Below are 16,291 nucleotides of genomic sequence, written 5' to 3'. Positions count from 1 at the left end.
GCTACGGTTTCCAAGGCCATGCACGAGATGCTGTGCACCGACCCCCTTCAAAAGCAGCTCTTGCTCGAAGGCGGTGGCTTTGCCCGCATCTACGGCCCGGACGGTTCGCGGCTCGGCAGCATCCTGCCTGAAAACGAAGAGGGCCTCGTTCTGGCCGACATCGATCTGGGCATGATCTCGCTCTCGAAAGCCGCGGCCGATCCGGCGGGCCACTACTCGCGCCCGGACGTGACGCGCCTGCTGCTGGACAACACACCGCGCGAGCGTGTGGTGCTGAGCTCCAGATCCGGCATCCAGGGACTGGCGTCCAACGAAGCCGACACCAGGAAGCCGGAAGCCGCGCATTCCGATTCGCCGGCCAGCATGGCTTGAGGAGCGATACATGACACAGTTTGCCTATACCGAAAAAGCCCTCGAGCTCCAAAAGCGTTTCGACACCGAAGCCCTGGCGAATGCGGAATTGCAGGTGCTGGTGCACGACAGCTTGTCGGCTCCCGATCGCAAGTTTGTCGGACAGGCCGAGTTCTTCTGGCTGTCGACGGTGGACCCTCAGGGCTCGCCCACTGTCAGTTTCAAGGGAGGTGCCCCGGGCTTTGTCGCCATGCCCGATGACAAGACCTTGCTGTTTCCCTGCTTCGAAGGAAACGGCATGTACTTCTCGATGGGCAACGTCGCCTCAACGTCGAAGATCGGCATGCTGTTCATGAGTTTCGACCCACCGAGCCGGCTTCGCGTTCAAGGCAACGCTCAGCTGACCGACGACCCTGCCATCGTGGGCCTGTGGCCCGGCGCGCAATTCGGCGTCAAGGTGGAGATCGCCGCACTGTTGACCAATTGCCCCCGCTACATCCCGCGGATGAAGCGTGTCGATGGCTCTCGTTACGTTCCCGATCCCGTCCGTGGTCACCAGCCGACGCCGGGATGGAAGCGCATCGATGCCATACAGGGCGTGCTGCCCAAGCGCGACCAGAACAAGGCGGATGCGGTAGGCGGGTTGATCAGCATGGAGGAATGGGAGGGCATGGTGCTCAAGGGAGACCCGGACGCTTGAGCTTGCGCCCGTTCGTGCCACCACCGGCTGCCGAGGTTCTCTCTGGAACGGAAGAACGTCAGAGTTGTGTGTCGATCAGCGAGGCGAGTGCGTCAGTCCATTTTTCGTAGAGGGGACGCGCTTGCCATTCCTCCAGCGTCACCCGGCGAGAGCGCGCCAGGTCGGCTTCAAAAGTGACCGTCTGAAGGCTCGCGAACGCTTCGTCCATGACGTTCAGCGTGGCCTCGTCGTTGAGCCGGAACGATCGATTGTCGAAATTGGTGGAGCCCACGGAGACCAGAAGGCCGTCGACGATCAACACCTTGCAGTGGTACATGGTCGGCTCGTACTCTGCAATGACGGCTCCCGCCGCGAGCAAAGGGCCCCAGGTGGCGCGCGAGGCGCTTCGCACCGTGTCGCTGTCGATGTGTTTGCCCGGTACGATGATGCGCAGCTTGACGCCGCGCTTCATCGCGGCCACGAGCACCCCTGTGGTGAGTTCGTCCGGCACGAAGTAGGCCGCAGAGAGGTCGATCGTGCGGGAAGCCGCTGTGAGGGCCATCAGATACATCAGCTGCATGCTCTCGCTGCCGCCACTGGGCGAACTGCTGAACATCTGTGCCCGGCTCGGGCCAATCTCCGTGAGCGAAGGGAAAAAGTCAGGGCCGTGCAACAGGTCGCCCGTGACCTTGATCCAGTTGTCCATGAACACCGCCTGCATCTGCGCCACCACCGGCCCATGGACCTCGAAGTGCGTGTCGCGCCAATGGTCGGGATCCTCTGCTTTGCCGGTCCATTGTGGTGCGACACCGACCCCACCCGTGAAGCCAACCGTGCCGTCGACGATCAACAGCTTGCGGTGCGTCCGGTTGTTCAGCCGCCCGAGGTGTGACCAATGGGGTGGATGAAACTTGCGAACCTTCACGCCCGCCGCCGTCATGGCGTCGATCAGGCCGTCGTCCATCTTGCCGCTGCCCACCCAGTCCAGCAACACGTGGACCTTCACACCTTGGCGGGCCCGCTCCGAGAGCGCTTGGGCAAACTCGCGGCCGATGTCACCCGACCAGTAGATGTAGGTCTCGAAGGTGATGGAGGTCTTCGCCTCCCGGATGGCCTTGAGCATGGGCGGGAAAATCTCATCGCCATTCAACAGCGCCTGAACCCGGTTGCCTTGCAGGAACGTCGGCCCGAGCAGCACGCCCAGCTCCTGTATGAAGCGGGGATCGTCCAGCCCGTAAAGACGCTCGACGTGACGATCGATCTTTTTCTCTCCGCCCATGAAATTGGACACGAGCACGCCACCCACCAGCGCCATGACGGCCGCGAGCACGACCACCAGCAGCCAGCTCGGCCCGCGGGTCATGCGTTTCATTGCCCATCCCATGGAAAGCCCTTCGAGTGACCGCCCCAAGAGGTGCTGGAACAGCCAGCGCCACGGGTGATGCCCGCATTCTGCCCGCGAAGGACGCTCGACGGACCCTCGATCCGAGGTTCACGCCGGGCGGGCGCTGATGCGTATGACACCCGATTCCAGCGCCTGCACGATCAGGCGCGGACGGTGGTCGGTGACGTGGTGTTCACCTGCGCCAAGAATGACATCTTGCGGATACCCGTCCTGGGTGATCCACAGCGTGCCCTTCAGGCAGTCGATCCGGTAGCCCAGCGGTTGCGCGATCGACAGGAGGGCGTTTTTCTTCATCGCTATGGGTGGGTGGTTCTGGCTCTGGCCGGCGCGGTGGGCCAGTCGCTGGACGGCGTGCGAGTTGTTCATGGTGGTTCCTGTGGCCCTGCGAAGACGGCCTGCTGTGGGCGCAAGGCAGGCACACGGTCACATGACCCCGTGCCCGCCCCGTGCCCGATGGGCGAGGGGATCACGCCAGGGAGATGGCGCGCCGGGATGCTCGGGACAGCACCGCGCTGCGTTGCGGCGTGAACGGCAGGTGGTGCACCTGCCGCTGCGACTTCAGCGCACTCGCCAGGGCATGGTGACCGCCGCGTTGTGCGGCTTCCTGTGCGGTCAGCGTGAGCAGGTCGCGCTGTGCGTGGCTGCCGCCGAGCGCCTGCGCCACCGGCAAGACCGGCATCAACAGGTCGAGGCAGCGTGTGTGCTCGCCGGCCACCATGGCGGTGATCGCCTCACTGGCCGGCATCGCCACCGCGCTCCATTCGGCAAAAGCACCGGGGCGGGCGGCCGCATCCGCGCCTGCGCGCATCAGTTGAGCCATGCCCTCTCTGTCGCCGGCGGCCGCCAAGCTGATGGCCGCGTGCACGTCGAGAAAGCCCACCGCGCCAAACACGCCCTGCGTGCGCCAGCGCTGCGCGAGCGACAGCCACCGCGGGCCAACGTCGACGCCGCGCATCACCAGGCGCCAGAGCAGGGCGCTGGCATCGGCCAGGTCGAGCGCGAGCGCGGTGGGTGCGGGCGCCACCGCCTTGTCGTACAGGGCCAGCGCGGCAGCGTGTTCACCTCGGGAAAGGTGCATCAAGGCCAGGTGCCAGTGGTTGTGCACGGCCAGGCCGTTGTTGGCTTCCCAGGCGCCACGGGTTTCGTTCATCCACTGGATGCCGTCATCCGCGCGACCTTGCATCTCGCACACGTGGGCCACGGCGTGCACGGCCCAGGTGTCGTGCGGCTGCAAGGACACCGCGCGTCGGCCAACCTCTTCGGCTTGATCGTAGGCAAAGCACTCCTCAAGGCCAAACGCCTGCATGCCCAGCACGTAACCGTAGCTGGCATCGCTCTCGCTCCAGGCCGGCAGGGCCCGGGCGATGCGGTCGCGCAACATGGTCGTGTAGCCCAGCGCCAGGTCAGCGGTGTGCGCGAGCTGCAGGGCCAGCAGGTCGCGCGGATGGTCGATGAGGTGGCGGTCGAGCCGGCGGCTGCCGCCGATCATGTCGCCATCGGCCCACGCGCGCAGCGCGGCGTGCAGCGACTGCTCGCGCGCGGTCGGCGCCAACGCGCTGGCGGCCGCGTTGTCGAGGCTGGCGAGCGCGGGTGCGTTCATGTTCGGGTCGTAAGTGCCCAGCATCATGCCGGCCAGCAGCAGGTGGCCGGAGATGAAGTCGGGGTCTTGTGCCAACACGGGCGTGATGGCGGCGAGCGGGTCGGCGCGAAAGCTGTTAAGCAGGTCAAGCGTGTGGTCGTACGCCATGGCCGAGGCCGCGTGCACGGTGGACAGCGTTTCGCCGCGAAGGTCTTTGAAAGTCACGATGGTTTCTCCTGAGGGGGACTGAAAGGGGGGCTCGACACGGGGTCGAGCATCGGTATCGGCCGCATGGCCCACCCGACGCGGTCAGCTTAGGAAGCGACCGTCCGCTGAAAGTCCTTTGCTTCAGGAAACCTGGCGATGCGCCTGCACGAAGCGCTCCATCTCGTCCAGCGCGGCCGAGGTGTCCCCATACCAGAGGGGATGGTCGATGCCCTCGAGCAGCACGAATTGCGCGCCCGGTATGTGCGAAGCCAGGTAGCGCCCCGCGCCCTCACGCACGATGAGATCGTCCTTGCGCTGCAGCACCAGCGTGGGCACCTGCAGCGCCGGCAGGCGCGCGCACACATCCGTGCCGCCGAGCGCGCGCAGCAGCAAGGGGATGCCGTTCTTCGAAGCCGACTGGCGCAGCATGCGCGCCCACCAGTCGCGGGTGGCCTGGTCGTCCACCATGGAGGGGGCGAACTGCGCCAGGCTCGTGGCACCTCCCCACGAGGACTGCAGCTCGTGCAGCCACTTCTTCTGTTGCTGCTCGGTGAGTGCCCAGGGGTAGTCGGGCGCCCAGGTGCCGCGCGCGCCGGTGCCGTACAGCATCAGGCCCTGCACCCGCGTGGGAAACACCGAGGCGTACTCGATCGCAATCGCGCCCCCCACCGAATTGCCCAGCAACCACACCTGCTCCACGCCGAGCGCCCGGCGCACCGCATCGATGTCCTCGACACCGGCGCGCGCGGACTGTTGCTGGTTGATCCGGTCGGACAGGCCGGTGCCACGGCGATCGACCAGCACCACGCGCATCGAGCGCGACAGGCGGTCGAGGATGGCGCGGATGCGCGGCTCCTCCCAGGACACCTCCAGGTGAGACCACAGCCCGAACAGGATCACGAGCGTGGTGTCGCCGCTGCCGAGTTCGAGGTAGGCAACCGAACCGTCGGCGCTGTCGGCAAACCGGATCGGCGGCGACAGACTGGGGCGTGTCGTGCGCTGTTCGGGCCGCACGGCGAGCTGGGCCCGGGCGTCTGCATAGGTGGTCTCGATGTTGGCTGAGGGCCGGATGCCCAACTCGTTGCGGAGGACCTCGGCACAGGCGAAGTACGCGGCCTCGACGCCCGCGGCGTCCCCGAGCTGGGAGCGGGCCGTCAGCAGCGCGGCGTGGCCCATGTCAGCCAGCGCATCCAGGGCGATCAGGCGCGCGGCAGCTTCGGCCGCCAGGGCTGGCTGGCCGCTGGCGCACAGGTGCTCGGCCGCGCGGCTGAGCGCGCGCGCCACCAGGCGTTCCTGCTCGCTGCGCCGCACATCCTGCCAGGCGCTGAACACATCGGAGTCAAGTTCGAAACCATCCAGCACACGGTGCGAATCACTCGCCAGCAGGTGCTCCAGCGTCTCGTGCGAGCGGGCTTCGTTCGGCGTGCCGAGCAGCTGTTGTGCGCTCTGGCGGACCCGGGCGACGTCGGACTGCACGCTGCACTCTGTGGTATCGAGCCAGAGCGCGTCCGCATCGCCCTCCACCAGATCGAGGCCCAGCACGCCATTGACTTCGTGGCACAGACGGCGCAGCCGGGCGCGCGCGGTGTCGGGTGGCGCGTCGGGCCACAGCGTCTCGGCCAATTGCGTGCGCGCCACCTTGCGCGCCAGCTCGTCCAGGTACACCAGCAGCGCCAGGCCGCGCTTGAGCTTGAGAGCCACCGGCTGCCCGTCGACCTGGATCGTCGGATAGCTCTTGCACCGGATGTCGACGCGGCGACGCCCACCGGGCTCTCGCGGCGCGGCATTCATGGCATCGTTCGGTGTACCTGTCGGCATGGAAAAAATTGTAGACCTCCCATGACAACCCGCCTGACGCCTGGGCAAGTGCACCAGCGGTGCAATGAACCCGTCCAGCGGCGTCGCGTGAGCACCCTCCAGCGGGGGCGCGGGCCGAGAATTCATGGATGGCCGGCCGCACAGCATCAACAACCAGGGAGCCCGCCCATCGCGTGGCCCTGGGTGGCGCATTGCTGTTCTGCGCCGGACTGGTGGTGCACCACACCGCGTGCAGCCAGGAGCTGGACTTTGCACGGGACTGCATGCGGGTGGTGGCAGAAGGTTTGATCCTGGAGACTTCTCCCGCGTGCGTGAACGCATTCCGCAGCCAGCCGGCGGCCCGCGCCCAATTCATCCAGACCATCCAGGACACCATGGCGCAAGCCGAGGCGGCGCTCTCCGCGCCTGCCACCCCCAACGCGGCAGCGCGCTCGCTCAAACGCCTGCATGAACGCGCAACGTCCGAAGCCGGCCGCTGGGCCGGTGGTGGCACCTCTTACTACGGCGCTCACCCTTGACGCGGGGCCTTACAGCACGTTGAGCGGGATCTTGGCGTAGGCCACACCGTTGGCTTCCTTCGGCGGCAATTCGCCCGCACGGATGTTGATCTGCACCGAGGGCAGGATCAGGGTGGGCATCTCCAGCGTGGCGTCGCGCTGGGTGCGCAGGGACACGAACTCGGCCTCGCTCACGCCGTCGTGCACATGGATGTTCCTGGCGCGCTGTTCGGCCACCGTGGTCTCGAAGGCCACCGCTCGGTCGGTGGGCGGGTAGTCGTGGCACATGAACAGGCGGGTCTGGGGCGGCAGGCTCAGCAGCTTGCGGGTGGAGGCATAGAGCGCCCTGGCGTCGCCGCCTGGGAAGTCGCAGCGCGCCGTGCCCACATCCGGCATGAAGAGGGTGTCGCCCACGAACACCGCGTCGCCGAACCGATAGGCCACGCAGGCCGGCGTGTGGCCGGGCACATACATCACGCTGCCGCGCAGTTCACCCAGTTCGATGGTGTCGCCCTCGTCAAACAGGTGATCGAACTGCGAGCCGTCGAGTTTGAATTCGGGCTCCAGGTTGAAGATGCCCTTGAACACCTTCTGCACGTCCGTGATGTGACCACCGATGGCAATCTGCCCGCCGAGTTGCGCGCGCAGGTAGGGCGCGGCCGAGAGGTGATCGGCGTGCGCGTGGGTCTCCAGGATCCACCTCACGCGCAGGTCGAAGGAGCGCACGTAGTCGATCACCTGGTCGGCGGAGGCGTGGCGTGTGCGACCCGACTTGGGGTCGTAGTCGAGCACCGAATCGATGATGGCGCATTCGCTGCCCGGGCCGTTGTGGACCACGTAAGTCACGGTCCAGGTGGCGGGATCGAACAGGCCGTGAACCTGGGGCGAGAGGGTGGGTGCGGTCATGAAGGGCTCCTTCAAACAAGTTGTTGATAGTTTATTGACAGATATATTGTTTGTCAATAAACTGTAGCCTTCGTTCAACCGGAGAGCACACACGATGAAACGCGCCACCCTCGACCTGGAAGACATGCAGGCCGCCGCCGCCGACGCCTGCCGACTCATGAAAGTGCTGTCCAACCCGGACCGCCTGCTCATCCTGTGCCAGCTGTCCCAGGGCGAACACCGCGTGGGCGAGCTGGAGGAGCTGCTGGGCATCGTGCAGCCCACGCTGTCGCAGCAACTCACCGTGTTGCGCGACGAGGCGCTGGTGAGCACGCGCCGCGACGGCAAGAACATTTATTACCTGCTCGACAGCCCTCAGGCGCTGGCGGTGATGCAGGTGCTGTACGCACAGTTTTGCGGTACGCCAAGGAGAAAGTCATGAACATCGATTGGGCGAACTTCACCCCCTGGGCCTCGTTGTCCGGCGGCATCCTGCTGGGCGTGGCCTCGGCGCTCTTCATCCTGGTCAACGGCCGCGTGCTGGGCATCAGCGGCATCCTCGGCGGACTGCTCAGCCCCAAGGCCGGTGACGCGGGCTGGCGCATCACCTTCCTGCTGGGCCTGTTCAGCGCGCCGCTGGTTGTCGGCTGGCTGGCGCCCGCCGGCTTCGTGAAAGCGCCGACCATCGACGCGGGTTTTGTCGCCATCGTCGCGGCCGGTCTGCTCGTCGGCCTGGGCACCCGTTATGGATCGGGATGCACCAGTGGGCACGGCGTGTGTGGGCTCTCGCGCCTGTCTCCCCGTTCATTGGTGGCCACGCTCGCCTTCATGGGCGCGGGCTTTGCCATGGTCTTCGTGGTTCGCCACGTTCTGTAAGGAGCACACACATGCACCGCATCACCGAATTCTTCGTGGGCCTGTTGTTCGGCCTGGGCCTGCTGCTCTCCGGCATGACGGACCCGGCCAAGGTGCTGGGCTTCCTGGACCTTTTCGGCATCTGGGACCCCTCACTCGCGTTTGTCATGGGCGGCGCCATCGCGGTCGGCTTCTTCGCTTTCGCGCTGGCCCGCAAGCGCACCACCAACTTCCTCGGTGGCGCCCTGCACCTGCCCAAGGCGACCCAGATCGACCGGCGTCTGGTGCTGGGCGGCCTGACCTTCGGCGCGGGCTGGGGTCTGGCGGGTTTCTGCCCGGGCCCGGGCCTCGTGTCCATGGCCTCGGGTGAGATCAAGGCGGCGGTGTTCGTGGCGGCCATGGTGGCCGGCATGCTGCTGTACGAGGTGGCCGACCGCACGTTGCACCGTCCGCAAGCCGCTCACTGACGCAACGCGCATGACGACGAACTGGCGCCGATGGTTGCCCTCGCTGCCTCTGCTGCGGTGGGGTCACCAGTACAACCGCGACACGCTGCTCGGCGATGGCGTGGCGGCGCTGATTGTCACCATCATGTTGATCCCCCAGAGCCTGGCCTACGCCATGCTCGCGGGCCTGCCGCCCGAGGTCGGCCTCTATGCGAGCGTGGCGCCGCTGCTGCTCTACGCACTCCTGGGCACCAGCCGTGTGCTGGCCGTGGGCCCGGTGGCGGTGGTCTCGCTCATGACGGCCGCAGCCATTGGCCAGCACGCCATGGCGGGCACACCCGAGTACTGGGCCGTGGCCATCACACTGGCGTTTCTCTCCGGTGCCATGCTGTTGCTCATGGGGCTGCTGCGCCTGGGCTTCCTCGCCAACTTCCTGAGCCACCCGGTGATCTCGGGTTTCATCTCGGCCTCGGGTCTGCTGATTGCGGCCAGCCAGCTCAAGACCCTGATGGGCGTGAAAGCCGAAGGCCACAACTTCCTCGATCTGGCTCGGTCGCTGTGGTCGCAAGCCGGCCAGACACACATCCTCACGCTGGCCATGGGTGGGCTCACCGTGGCCTTCCTGTTCTGGGTGCGCAGCGGACTCAAGCCTCTGCTCGTGCGCATCGGCCTGCAAGCCCGCACGGCCGACGTGATCGCCAAGACCGGCCCGGTGGCGGCGATTGCCATCACGGCTGTGCTCACCTGGGCGCTGCACTGGGAGGCGCAGGGCGTGAAGATCGTGGGCACCGTGCCCCAGGGCCTGCCACCCTTCACCCTGCCGCTGTTCGACATGGCCTTGTGGCAATCGTTGCTGGTGCCCGCGCTGCTCATCAGCGTGGTGGGCTTCGTGGAGTCGGTGTCGGTCGGTCAGACGCTGGCGGCCAAACGACGCCAGCGCATCGAGCCCGACCAGGAACTGGTGGCGCTGGGCGCGAGCAACCTGGGCGCGGCGTTCACCGGTGGCTTCCCCGTGACCGGTGGCTTTGCCCGCTCGGTGGTCAACTTCGACGCCGGCGCGCAGACACCAGCCGCCGGTGTGTTCACCGCCATCGGCATCCTGCTGGCCTCACTCTTCCTCACCCCGGCGCTGTACCACCTGCCACAGGCCACGCTGGCCGCCACCATCGTGGTGGCCGTGCTCTCGCTGGTGGACTTCAGCATCTTCCGCAAGACCTGGGCTTGGTCCAAGCCCGACTTCACCGCCGTGCTTGCCACCTTGCTGGCGACGCTGCTGCAAGGCGTCGAGGTCGGTCTGGTGGTGGGTGTGGCGGTGTCGCTGGCGCTCCACCTGTACCGCACCAGCCGCCCGCACATTGCCGAGGTGGGGCTGGTGCCGGGCACCGAGCACTTCCGCAACGTGCTGCGCCACCCCGTGCTGGTGAGCCCGCAGGTGCTCAGCCTGCGGGTCGACGAGAGCCTCTACTTCGCCAATTCGCGCGCGCTGGAAGACCGTGTCAACGACGCCGTGGCCACACACCCCGCGCTCAGACATGTGGTGCTGCAGTGTTCGGCCATCAATGACATCGACGCCAGCGCGCTGGAGAGCCTGGAGGCCATCAACCACCGCCTGCGCGATGCAGGACTGCAATTGCACCTGAGCGAAGTGAAAGGTCCGGTGATGGACCGGCTGCGGCGCACGCACCTGCTGCAGGACCTCGGCGGGCAGGTGTTCCTGACGCACTTCCAGGCCATCCAGGAACTCGCCCGCGAGGTGTCTGACGCGTAAACTCGCTCGTCAACTCAAAGGAACATGGCCATGGGCGCGCAGTGGAAAGCAAAACACAAGGATCTGGCGGCCAACGCCAAGGGCAGGCTGTTCGGCAAGCTGGCCAAGGACATCATGATCGCCGCGCGCCACGGCGCCGACCCGGCGGCGAATTCGCGGCTGCGGCTGGTGGTGGAGCAGGCGCGCAAGGTCTCCATGCCCAAGGAGACGCTGGACCGCGCCATCAAGAAGGGCGCCGGCCTCACGGGTGAAACCGTTCACTTCGAGCACGTGGTCTACGAAGGCTTTGCGCCGCACCGCGTACCCGTCATGGTCGAGTGCCTGACCGACAACGTGAACCGCGCCGCCTCCGACATGCGTGTGCTGTTCCGCAAGGGCCAGTTGGGCAACTCGGGCACGGTCTCGTGGGACTTCGACCACCTCGGCATCATCGAAGCCGAAGCCACCACCAAAGGTGCCGACCCGGAACTGGCCGCCATCGAAGCCGGTGCGCAAGACTTCCATGCCGCCGACGACGAGGGCGTGGTGGTGTTCCTCACCGACCCCACCGACCTCGACCTCGTGAGCCGCGCGCTGCCGGCGCAGGGCTTCACCGTGCTCTCGGCCAAGCTGGGCTACAAGCCCAAGAACCCGATCGACCCGGCCAGCTTGAGCGCCGAACACCTGGAAGAGGTGGAGGCGTTTCTCGCCGCGCTGGACGCCAACGAAGACGTGCAGAACGTGTTCGCCGGTCTCGGCGGCTGAGGACCGGCTCAGCCGCGCAACAAGGCTTCGTAGTCCCTGCGGGTGGCCGGTGCCACCGAGGCCACCAGTTGCGCGTAAGGCGTCTGGTGGCGCACGAGCGTGCGCGCGGAGGCGGTGGCCAATGAGCGGCAAAACCAGTGGCAGGTGTGTTGCATCAGCAGCAGCTCGGCCGACATGGTGAAGGCCTTGTCCCGCGGTGATCGGTTGAGGTCGTTGCTGGCGGCGTCCGCCAGCCCGCGAGCGTGAATGCGGAAGGCCTCACGCACGTCGAACGTGGCCTTGGGAAAGAGGCGGTCAGCAAAAGGCAGCGCCACGCCCAGCTTGCTCACCCGGGTCTGGGCCTCGTCGAGCCGTGAAAACTCGGTCGCGAAGCTGCCGAACTGCAGCGCCACCGATTGCTCGGCCGCGTTCAGCATGTTGAGGATCTGCTCGCGCCGCGCCGGGTCGTCTTCACCCAGTGCACGCAGATAGCCTTGCGTGAGGTTCTCCATCAGCGCCTCGATCTGGTACTTGCCCAGAAAACTGCCCAACAGGGCAATGCGGCGCCTTTGTTCGCCCGAGCGCAAAAACCACACCCCCGCGGCGACGAGCATCACCAGAATCAGCACATCCATTGCAAATCCATCATCATTTTGTAGGCCTTTAGTAGGCATTTTTGTGGTCAGCTCGGTGTGGCCCGTGGCCCACACAGCGAGGGGGAAGTGTAGTGATGCAATCTGCGGCCTTGATGCGAGAATGCAAAGTCGGGCCGGCAGGGCAGGCGATTCGCCTCTCCCGCGCCGGTGCACTTCCTCGGAACACACGAGTCCCACTGTCCATGTTGCGTTCCCTACCGTACATCGCCCTCACCGCCGCAGGCATCGCTGTTTGCCTGCTCGCCTTCTCATGGCTGACGTCGGTCTGGTTGGGTCGTCACCTGGGCTGGGGGGAACTGGTGGTGGCCAGCCTGCTGCTGTTGGTGGTGCTGGCTGTCGGACGCAGCATCTGGCGCAGCCGCAGCCGCCGCAAGATCGAGGACATGCGCGACTCCGCGCTCTGGTGAGGCGCAACATGGAGGCGTGGCGCTCTCGAGTGTGTACCGCACCGTACATACGAGTGGGCCGTTCCTGACTACATTCGCGCTAGCCTGATTCGACGCCCTGACCCAGGAAACGCCGGGACCAGGCCTTCATGCGAGGCCGTCATGTCCACCCCCCCACCACCCAAAAGGCCGGCTTCTGCCCGCATCCCCAAACGCGCCGCTGCTTCGGGCGCTCCGGTGCCCAATTCCAGCGAAATCAAACTCAACGACCTGCTCTCTGCATTGCCCGACAAAGACGTTGAACGCTGGCAGCCGAACCTGGAGCTGGTGGACCTGCCCTTGGGCTGCGTGCTGTACGAGTCGGGCGGGGTGGAAGGCTATGCCTACTTTCCCACCTCCGGCATCATCTCGCTGCTGTACGTGATGCAGAACGGCGACTCGGCCGAGATCGCCGTGGTGGGGAACGAGGGTGTGGTCGGCGTGTCGCTCTTCATGGGCGGCAACACGACCACCAGCCGCGCCGTGGTGCAAAGCGCGGGGCGTGGGTACCGGCTCAAGGCGGCGTATCTGGTCGAGGCATTCAAGCTCGGGGGACCGGTCATGAACGTCTTGCTGCGCTACACGCAAGCCCTGATCACGCAGATGGCGCAAACCGCGGTGTGCAACCGCCACCATACGCTGGACCAACAACTCTGCCGCTGGCTCCTGCTCAGCCTGGACCGACTGCCGGGCAACGAACTGGCCATGACGCAGGAACTGATCTCCAACATGCTGGGTGTGCGCCGCGAAGGCGTGACCGAGGCGGCGTTGAAGGTCCAGGCCGCCGGGCTGATCAGTTACTCGCGCGGGCGCATCAAGGTGCTGGACCGCGCCGGCCTGGAACAACGCTCGTGCGAGTGTTATGCGGTGGTGAAGGAGGAGTACGACCGGCTGCTGCCGCACCAGATGGCGGTCTGACGCACCGACTTTCGGGGGCCTGATGCCGGGCTCCCGGTGTCAATGCGTTGCCGCGCACACACAATGCAGACACACTCCCGGCGCACACTGAACGGCCTGGCAAGTCGGAGGTCTACATGGGTGCGCAGTTTCGCGTGGGGTTGTTTGCAGCGGTGCTGCTGCTGTCGTTGCCGGCTCAGGCCGAGTCGCTGCGGTGCGGCGGCGGCACGGTGGAAGAGGGTGATTCGCGCGTCTCCTTGCTGCAGAAGTGCGGCCCTCCTCAGTTGCAAGACAGCTTCTGCGCACCGGTGTTCCAGAACAAGTCCCTGGTGCCCGTGCCCGAGCCGTTGGCCAGCAACGCCGTGCCGTGCCAGCAGGTCGACGATTGGTTCTACGACCGTGGCCAGGGCAAGCTGACCGCCACGGTGCGCATCCGTTCTGGCACCGTGCAATCCATCCGCATCCAGCGCCAGCCGCGCTGATTCAGCCCACCCGCGAAGGATCCTGAAAACAGGCCATGGGCAGCGCATCGTCAAAGCCCGCCAGGGCTTCGTCAATGCTCTGGATGAAATCGCTCGGTGGGCCCTGGCGCGCGAGCAGGCGAAAGCTAAGGTACATGAGGCCGTTGGAGCTGCGCACCACGGTGTCGAACAGGTCCACCGGAAAGCCCGAACCGGTGCGGTGCATCGGGTTGATGCCGCCATGTTCAAAGTCACCGAGCGCAGCGCTGTATGCATCGTTCATGGCCAGCAGCGGCTTCACCAACCCTGCCAGCCCCGGTTCGTCCGCCAGCCGTGTTTTCAGGTCATGCACCATGCGCCCCGTGTGCGGCAGGGTGAAGCCGCTGTCCGGGTCGAGCATGGCCTGGAAGTCGGCGTCACTGGCCGCGTAGGCGTACCAGGCGGCGCGCACCAGGGCGTCGTATTGCACATGGAGCATCGCGCAGGCTGCGTTTTGTGCGCCGGTGGCAAACAGGATGCGCAGGGCATAGGCATGTTCGATGCCGAGCTCGCAGGCAAAGGCGGTGGCCAGCGCGCGGTGGCTGTCGTCGCGCTCGGGCATGCGGTCGATGCGGTCTCCGAGGTGGAGGGCAAAGGCTTCGGATTGTTCGAGGAGGATCTGTTCGTAGTTCATGCGCGGATGGTACCGGGGCGGCCCGTTTGCCCGCGTCGAAAACGCGGCCTCGGCTGTCGCTTCAGTGGCTCGCGTTCCCCAGCGTGCCCCGCAAAATGCAGGGCTGACGGGCCGGCTGTTCGGCCCACGTGATGAAGGCATCGGCATGCAGAAGATCGAAGAAGTTTCGGCGCGCGAGATCGCCGCCCGTGTGGCGCGGCGCGAAGTCAGCGCCGAAACGGTGGCTCGGGCGTATGTCGAGCGCGTCCAGGCGCTGGAGCCCGGCATCCTGGCGTGGCAACACTTTGACGCCGCGCAGGTGATCGCGCAGGCGCAAAGGGTCGACCGCGCAGGCGCACGGGGCGCGCTGGCCGGCGTGCCGATCGCCGTGAAGGACCTGATCGACACCGCCGACATGCCCACCACCTACGGCTCGCCGATCTACGCCGAGCACCGCCCGGTGGTGGACGCCGCCGTGGTCGCCAGCGTGCGCGAGGCCAGCGGCGTGGTCATGGGAAAAACGGTGACCACCGAGTTCGCCACCTTCAAGCCCGGCGTCACGCGCAACCCGCGCGCAGCGTTGGACGCACCGCGCACACCGGGCGGTTCGTCCAGCGGCTCGGCCGCGGCGGTGGCCACCGGCATGGTGCCGCTGGCCTTCGGCACGCAGACGGCGGCCTCGGTGATCCGGCCCGCAGCTTACTGCGGCGTGGTCGGCTACAAGCCCACCTTCGGCCTGCTGCCCATGGCGGGCATCAAGTCGCTCTCGCCCACGCTGGACACCGCTGGCGTGTTCGCCCGCTCGGTGGACGACGCCGCGTTTTTCGTCAGTGCGCTCTCGCGCATCGAGCTGACATTGAGCCCGATCAAGGGCTGGCGCGTGGGCATCTGCCACACACCGCACTGGGACCTCGCATCGCCCGATGCGCGCCGCGCGTTGCAGGACGCCGCACGGCACTTCGACAAGCTGGGTGCGCGCGTGGTCGAGGCGGTGGTGCCCGGCGCCTGGGTGGGTCTGGCGCAGGCGCAGATGGACATCATGGGTTTCGAGGCCTGGGCCGCTTTCGCGCCGGAGCGCAACCGCCACGCGAACCTCTTCAGCCCGGCGTTTGCCGAGGTGCTGGCCAGCGGTGCGGCGGTGACCGGCGAGCGCCTGGCGGCAGCCCATGCGCTGGCCATTCACGCGCGTGGCGAAATCGAGAACCTGCTTCAGCAGGTGGACGTGTTGATCGCACCCAGCGCCACCGGCGAAGCCCCGCTGGGGCTGGACGCCACCGGCAACCCGATCTTCAGCCGGCTCTGGAGCCTGCTGGGCGTGCCGTGTGTGCACGTGCCCACGGGTGTGGGCGAACACGGCATGCCGGTGGGCGTGACGGTGGTCGGGCCGCGCTGGCGCGATGCCAAGGCGCTGAGTGCGGCGTTGCAGCTCGAATCTGCGGTCAGAGGCTGAGGATCAAACCGCGCCGGTCGGGTGCGTGGGGTCCACCCACAGCACCTGCTCGGGCTTTTCCACCGGCTCGATGTCCAGGTTGACCGCCACCGCCTGGCCGTCGCTGCGGCACAGCACGCACTCCAGCACCTCGGTGGCGCTGGCGTTGATCTCCTGGTGCGGCACAAAGGGTGGCACGTAGATGAAGTCGCCCGGCCCGGCCTCGGCGGTGAACTCCAGCTGCTCGCCCCAGCGCATGCGCGCGCGGCCCTTCACCACGTAGATCACGCTCTCCAGCGGGCCGTGGTGGTGAGCACCGGTCTTGGCATCGGGGTGGATGGTCACCGTGCCGGCCCAGAGCTTCTGCGCGCCCACGCGTGCGAAGTTGATCGCCGCCTTGCGGTCCATGCCCGGGGTCGACGGCACGTTGCCATCCAGCTGGTTGCCGGGCACCACGCGCACGCCGTCGTGCTTCCAGGCCGGGGCGTGTTCGTGGGGATGGTCGTGATCGTGTGACATGGCGTGTCTCCGGGGCGATGGAAGGATCAGTGTGCCACC

19 protein-coding genes and 1 pseudogene are annotated in these 16,291 nt (G+C 66.7%); 12 read left to right on the top strand and 8 right to left on the bottom strand.

The features are described from left to right. Nucleotides 1–372, top strand: a pseudogene (locus IV113_RS10505) (carbon-nitrogen hydrolase family protein); the annotation flags it as partial. A gap of 10 nt (nt 373–382) precedes the next feature. Next, nucleotides 383–1,051 carry a pyridoxamine 5'-phosphate oxidase family protein gene (locus tag IV113_RS10500; protein WP_291084165.1) on the top strand — a complete coding sequence of 223 codons (669 nt, stop codon included), beginning with the start codon at nt 383–385 and terminating at the stop codon, nt 1,049–1,051. 58 nt (nt 1,052–1,109) lie between these two features. On the opposite strand, the gene IV113_RS10495 is transcribed toward IV113_RS10500, so the two are convergent. From IV113_RS10495 to IV113_RS10480, 4 genes are all read right to left on the bottom strand, one after another. Next, nucleotides 1,110–2,345 (bottom strand): phospholipase D-like domain-containing protein, encoded by a 1,236-nt coding sequence (locus IV113_RS10495; RefSeq protein ID WP_291084196.1) that lies wholly within the window; start codon nt 2,343–2,345, stop codon nt 1,110–1,112. Nucleotides 2,346–2,522: 177 nt separating this feature from the next. Then, a complete protein-coding gene (locus IV113_RS10490) occupies nt 2,523–2,801 on the bottom strand; it encodes a DUF2917 domain-containing protein (RefSeq protein WP_291084163.1) in 279 nt (92 codons plus the stop codon). A 100-nt stretch (nt 2,802–2,901) separates the two neighbouring features. Further along, nucleotides 2,902–4,239 (bottom strand): tetratricopeptide repeat protein, encoded by a 1,338-nt coding sequence (locus IV113_RS10485; protein ID WP_291084160.1) that lies wholly within the window; start codon nt 4,237–4,239, stop codon nt 2,902–2,904. 123 nt (nt 4,240–4,362) lie between these two features. After that, nucleotides 4,363–6,039: an alpha/beta hydrolase gene (locus IV113_RS10480; protein WP_291084157.1), complete on the bottom strand. Its 1,677-nt coding sequence runs from the start codon at nt 6,037–6,039 to the stop codon at nt 4,363–4,365. A 128-nt stretch (nt 6,040–6,167) separates the two neighbouring features. On the opposite strand from IV113_RS10480, the gene IV113_RS10475 reads away from it, so the two are divergent. Continuing rightward, nucleotides 6,168–6,557: a hypothetical protein gene (locus IV113_RS10475; RefSeq protein WP_291084153.1), complete on the top strand. Its 390-nt coding sequence runs from the start codon at nt 6,168–6,170 to the stop codon at nt 6,555–6,557. 9 nt (nt 6,558–6,566) lie between these two features. Here the strand turns inward: IV113_RS10475 and IV113_RS10470 are convergent, their stop codons facing one another. Continuing rightward, nucleotides 6,567–7,442, bottom strand: a complete 876-nt coding sequence (locus tag IV113_RS10470) for an MBL fold metallo-hydrolase (RefSeq protein ID WP_291084150.1) — start codon at nt 7,440–7,442, stop codon at nt 6,567–6,569. Nucleotides 7,443–7,536: 94 nt separating this feature from the next. Between IV113_RS10470 and IV113_RS10465 the strand changes: the two genes are divergently transcribed. From IV113_RS10465 to IV113_RS10445, 5 genes are read left to right on the top strand one after another with little or no spacing between them, the layout of a single operon-like run. Further along, a complete protein-coding gene (locus IV113_RS10465; protein ID WP_291084147.1) occupies nt 7,537–7,863 on the top strand; it encodes a metalloregulator ArsR/SmtB family transcription factor in 327 nt (108 codons plus the stop codon). Next, on the top strand, nt 7,860–8,297 hold the full coding sequence (locus IV113_RS10460) for a YeeE/YedE family protein (RefSeq protein WP_291084144.1): 438 nt from the start codon (nt 7,860–7,862) through the stop codon (nt 8,295–8,297). Before IV113_RS10465 ends, IV113_RS10460 begins: the two co-directional genes overlap by 4 nt. Before the next feature lie 11 nt (nt 8,298–8,308). Next, nucleotides 8,309–8,743: a YeeE/YedE family protein gene (locus IV113_RS10455; RefSeq protein ID WP_291084142.1), complete on the top strand. Its 435-nt coding sequence runs from the start codon at nt 8,309–8,311 to the stop codon at nt 8,741–8,743. 10 nt (nt 8,744–8,753) lie between these two features. Beyond that, nucleotides 8,754–10,490, top strand: coding sequence for a sulfate permease (gene sulP, locus IV113_RS10450; RefSeq protein WP_291084139.1), 1,737 nt, complete (start codon nt 8,754–8,756; stop codon nt 10,488–10,490). A gap of 30 nt (nt 10,491–10,520) precedes the next feature. Next, entirely contained in the window at nt 10,521–11,234 is a 714-nt protein-coding gene (locus tag IV113_RS10445; RefSeq protein ID WP_291084136.1) for a YebC/PmpR family DNA-binding transcriptional regulator, read from the top strand. A gap of 8 nt (nt 11,235–11,242) precedes the next feature. Here IV113_RS10445 and IV113_RS10440 read toward each other — a convergent pair whose 3' ends face one another. Next, nucleotides 11,243–11,848 (bottom strand): hypothetical protein, encoded by a 606-nt coding sequence (locus IV113_RS10440; RefSeq protein WP_291084134.1) that lies wholly within the window; start codon nt 11,846–11,848, stop codon nt 11,243–11,245. Nucleotides 11,849–12,051: 203 nt separating this feature from the next. On the opposite strand from IV113_RS10440, the gene IV113_RS10435 reads away from it, so the two are divergent. The 3 genes from IV113_RS10435 to IV113_RS10425 all read left to right on the top strand — a co-directional run bounded on the left by IV113_RS10435 (nt 12,052) and on the right by IV113_RS10425 (nt 13,673). After that, complete coding sequence (locus IV113_RS10435) at nt 12,052–12,276, top strand: hypothetical protein (protein ID WP_291084132.1); 225 nt, start codon at nt 12,052–12,054, stop codon at nt 12,274–12,276. Nucleotides 12,277–12,492: 216 nt separating this feature from the next. After that, nucleotides 12,493–13,212, top strand: a complete 720-nt coding sequence (locus IV113_RS10430) for a Crp/Fnr family transcriptional regulator (protein WP_291084193.1) — start codon at nt 12,493–12,495, stop codon at nt 13,210–13,212. A gap of 116 nt (nt 13,213–13,328) precedes the next feature. Next, nucleotides 13,329–13,673: a DUF2845 domain-containing protein gene (locus IV113_RS10425; RefSeq protein WP_291084130.1), complete on the top strand. Its 345-nt coding sequence runs from the start codon at nt 13,329–13,331 to the stop codon at nt 13,671–13,673. 1 nt (nt 13,674) lies between these two features. Here IV113_RS10425 and IV113_RS10420 read toward each other — a convergent pair whose 3' ends face one another. Further along, on the bottom strand, nt 13,675–14,325 hold the full coding sequence (locus IV113_RS10420) for a hypothetical protein (protein WP_291084128.1): 651 nt from the start codon (nt 14,323–14,325) through the stop codon (nt 13,675–13,677). 145 nt (nt 14,326–14,470) lie between these two features. Between IV113_RS10420 and IV113_RS10415 the strand changes: the two genes are divergently transcribed. Further along, nucleotides 14,471–15,754, top strand: a complete 1,284-nt coding sequence (locus IV113_RS10415; protein ID WP_291084125.1) for an amidase — start codon at nt 14,471–14,473, stop codon at nt 15,752–15,754. A gap of 3 nt (nt 15,755–15,757) precedes the next feature. On the opposite strand, the gene IV113_RS10410 is transcribed toward IV113_RS10415, so the two are convergent. After that, complete coding sequence (locus tag IV113_RS10410; RefSeq protein WP_291084122.1) at nt 15,758–16,252, bottom strand: cupin domain-containing protein; 495 nt, start codon at nt 16,250–16,252, stop codon at nt 15,758–15,760. Between the last annotated feature and the right edge of the window lie 39 nt (nt 16,253–16,291).

The organism is Hydrogenophaga sp., assembly GCF_018780385.1.
Classification (GTDB): domain Bacteria; phylum Pseudomonadota; class Gammaproteobacteria; order Burkholderiales; family Burkholderiaceae_C; genus Hydrogenophaga.
The sequence above is the reverse complement of the archived record's forward strand: the minus strand, read 5'-3'. Positions and strand labels throughout refer to the sequence as shown.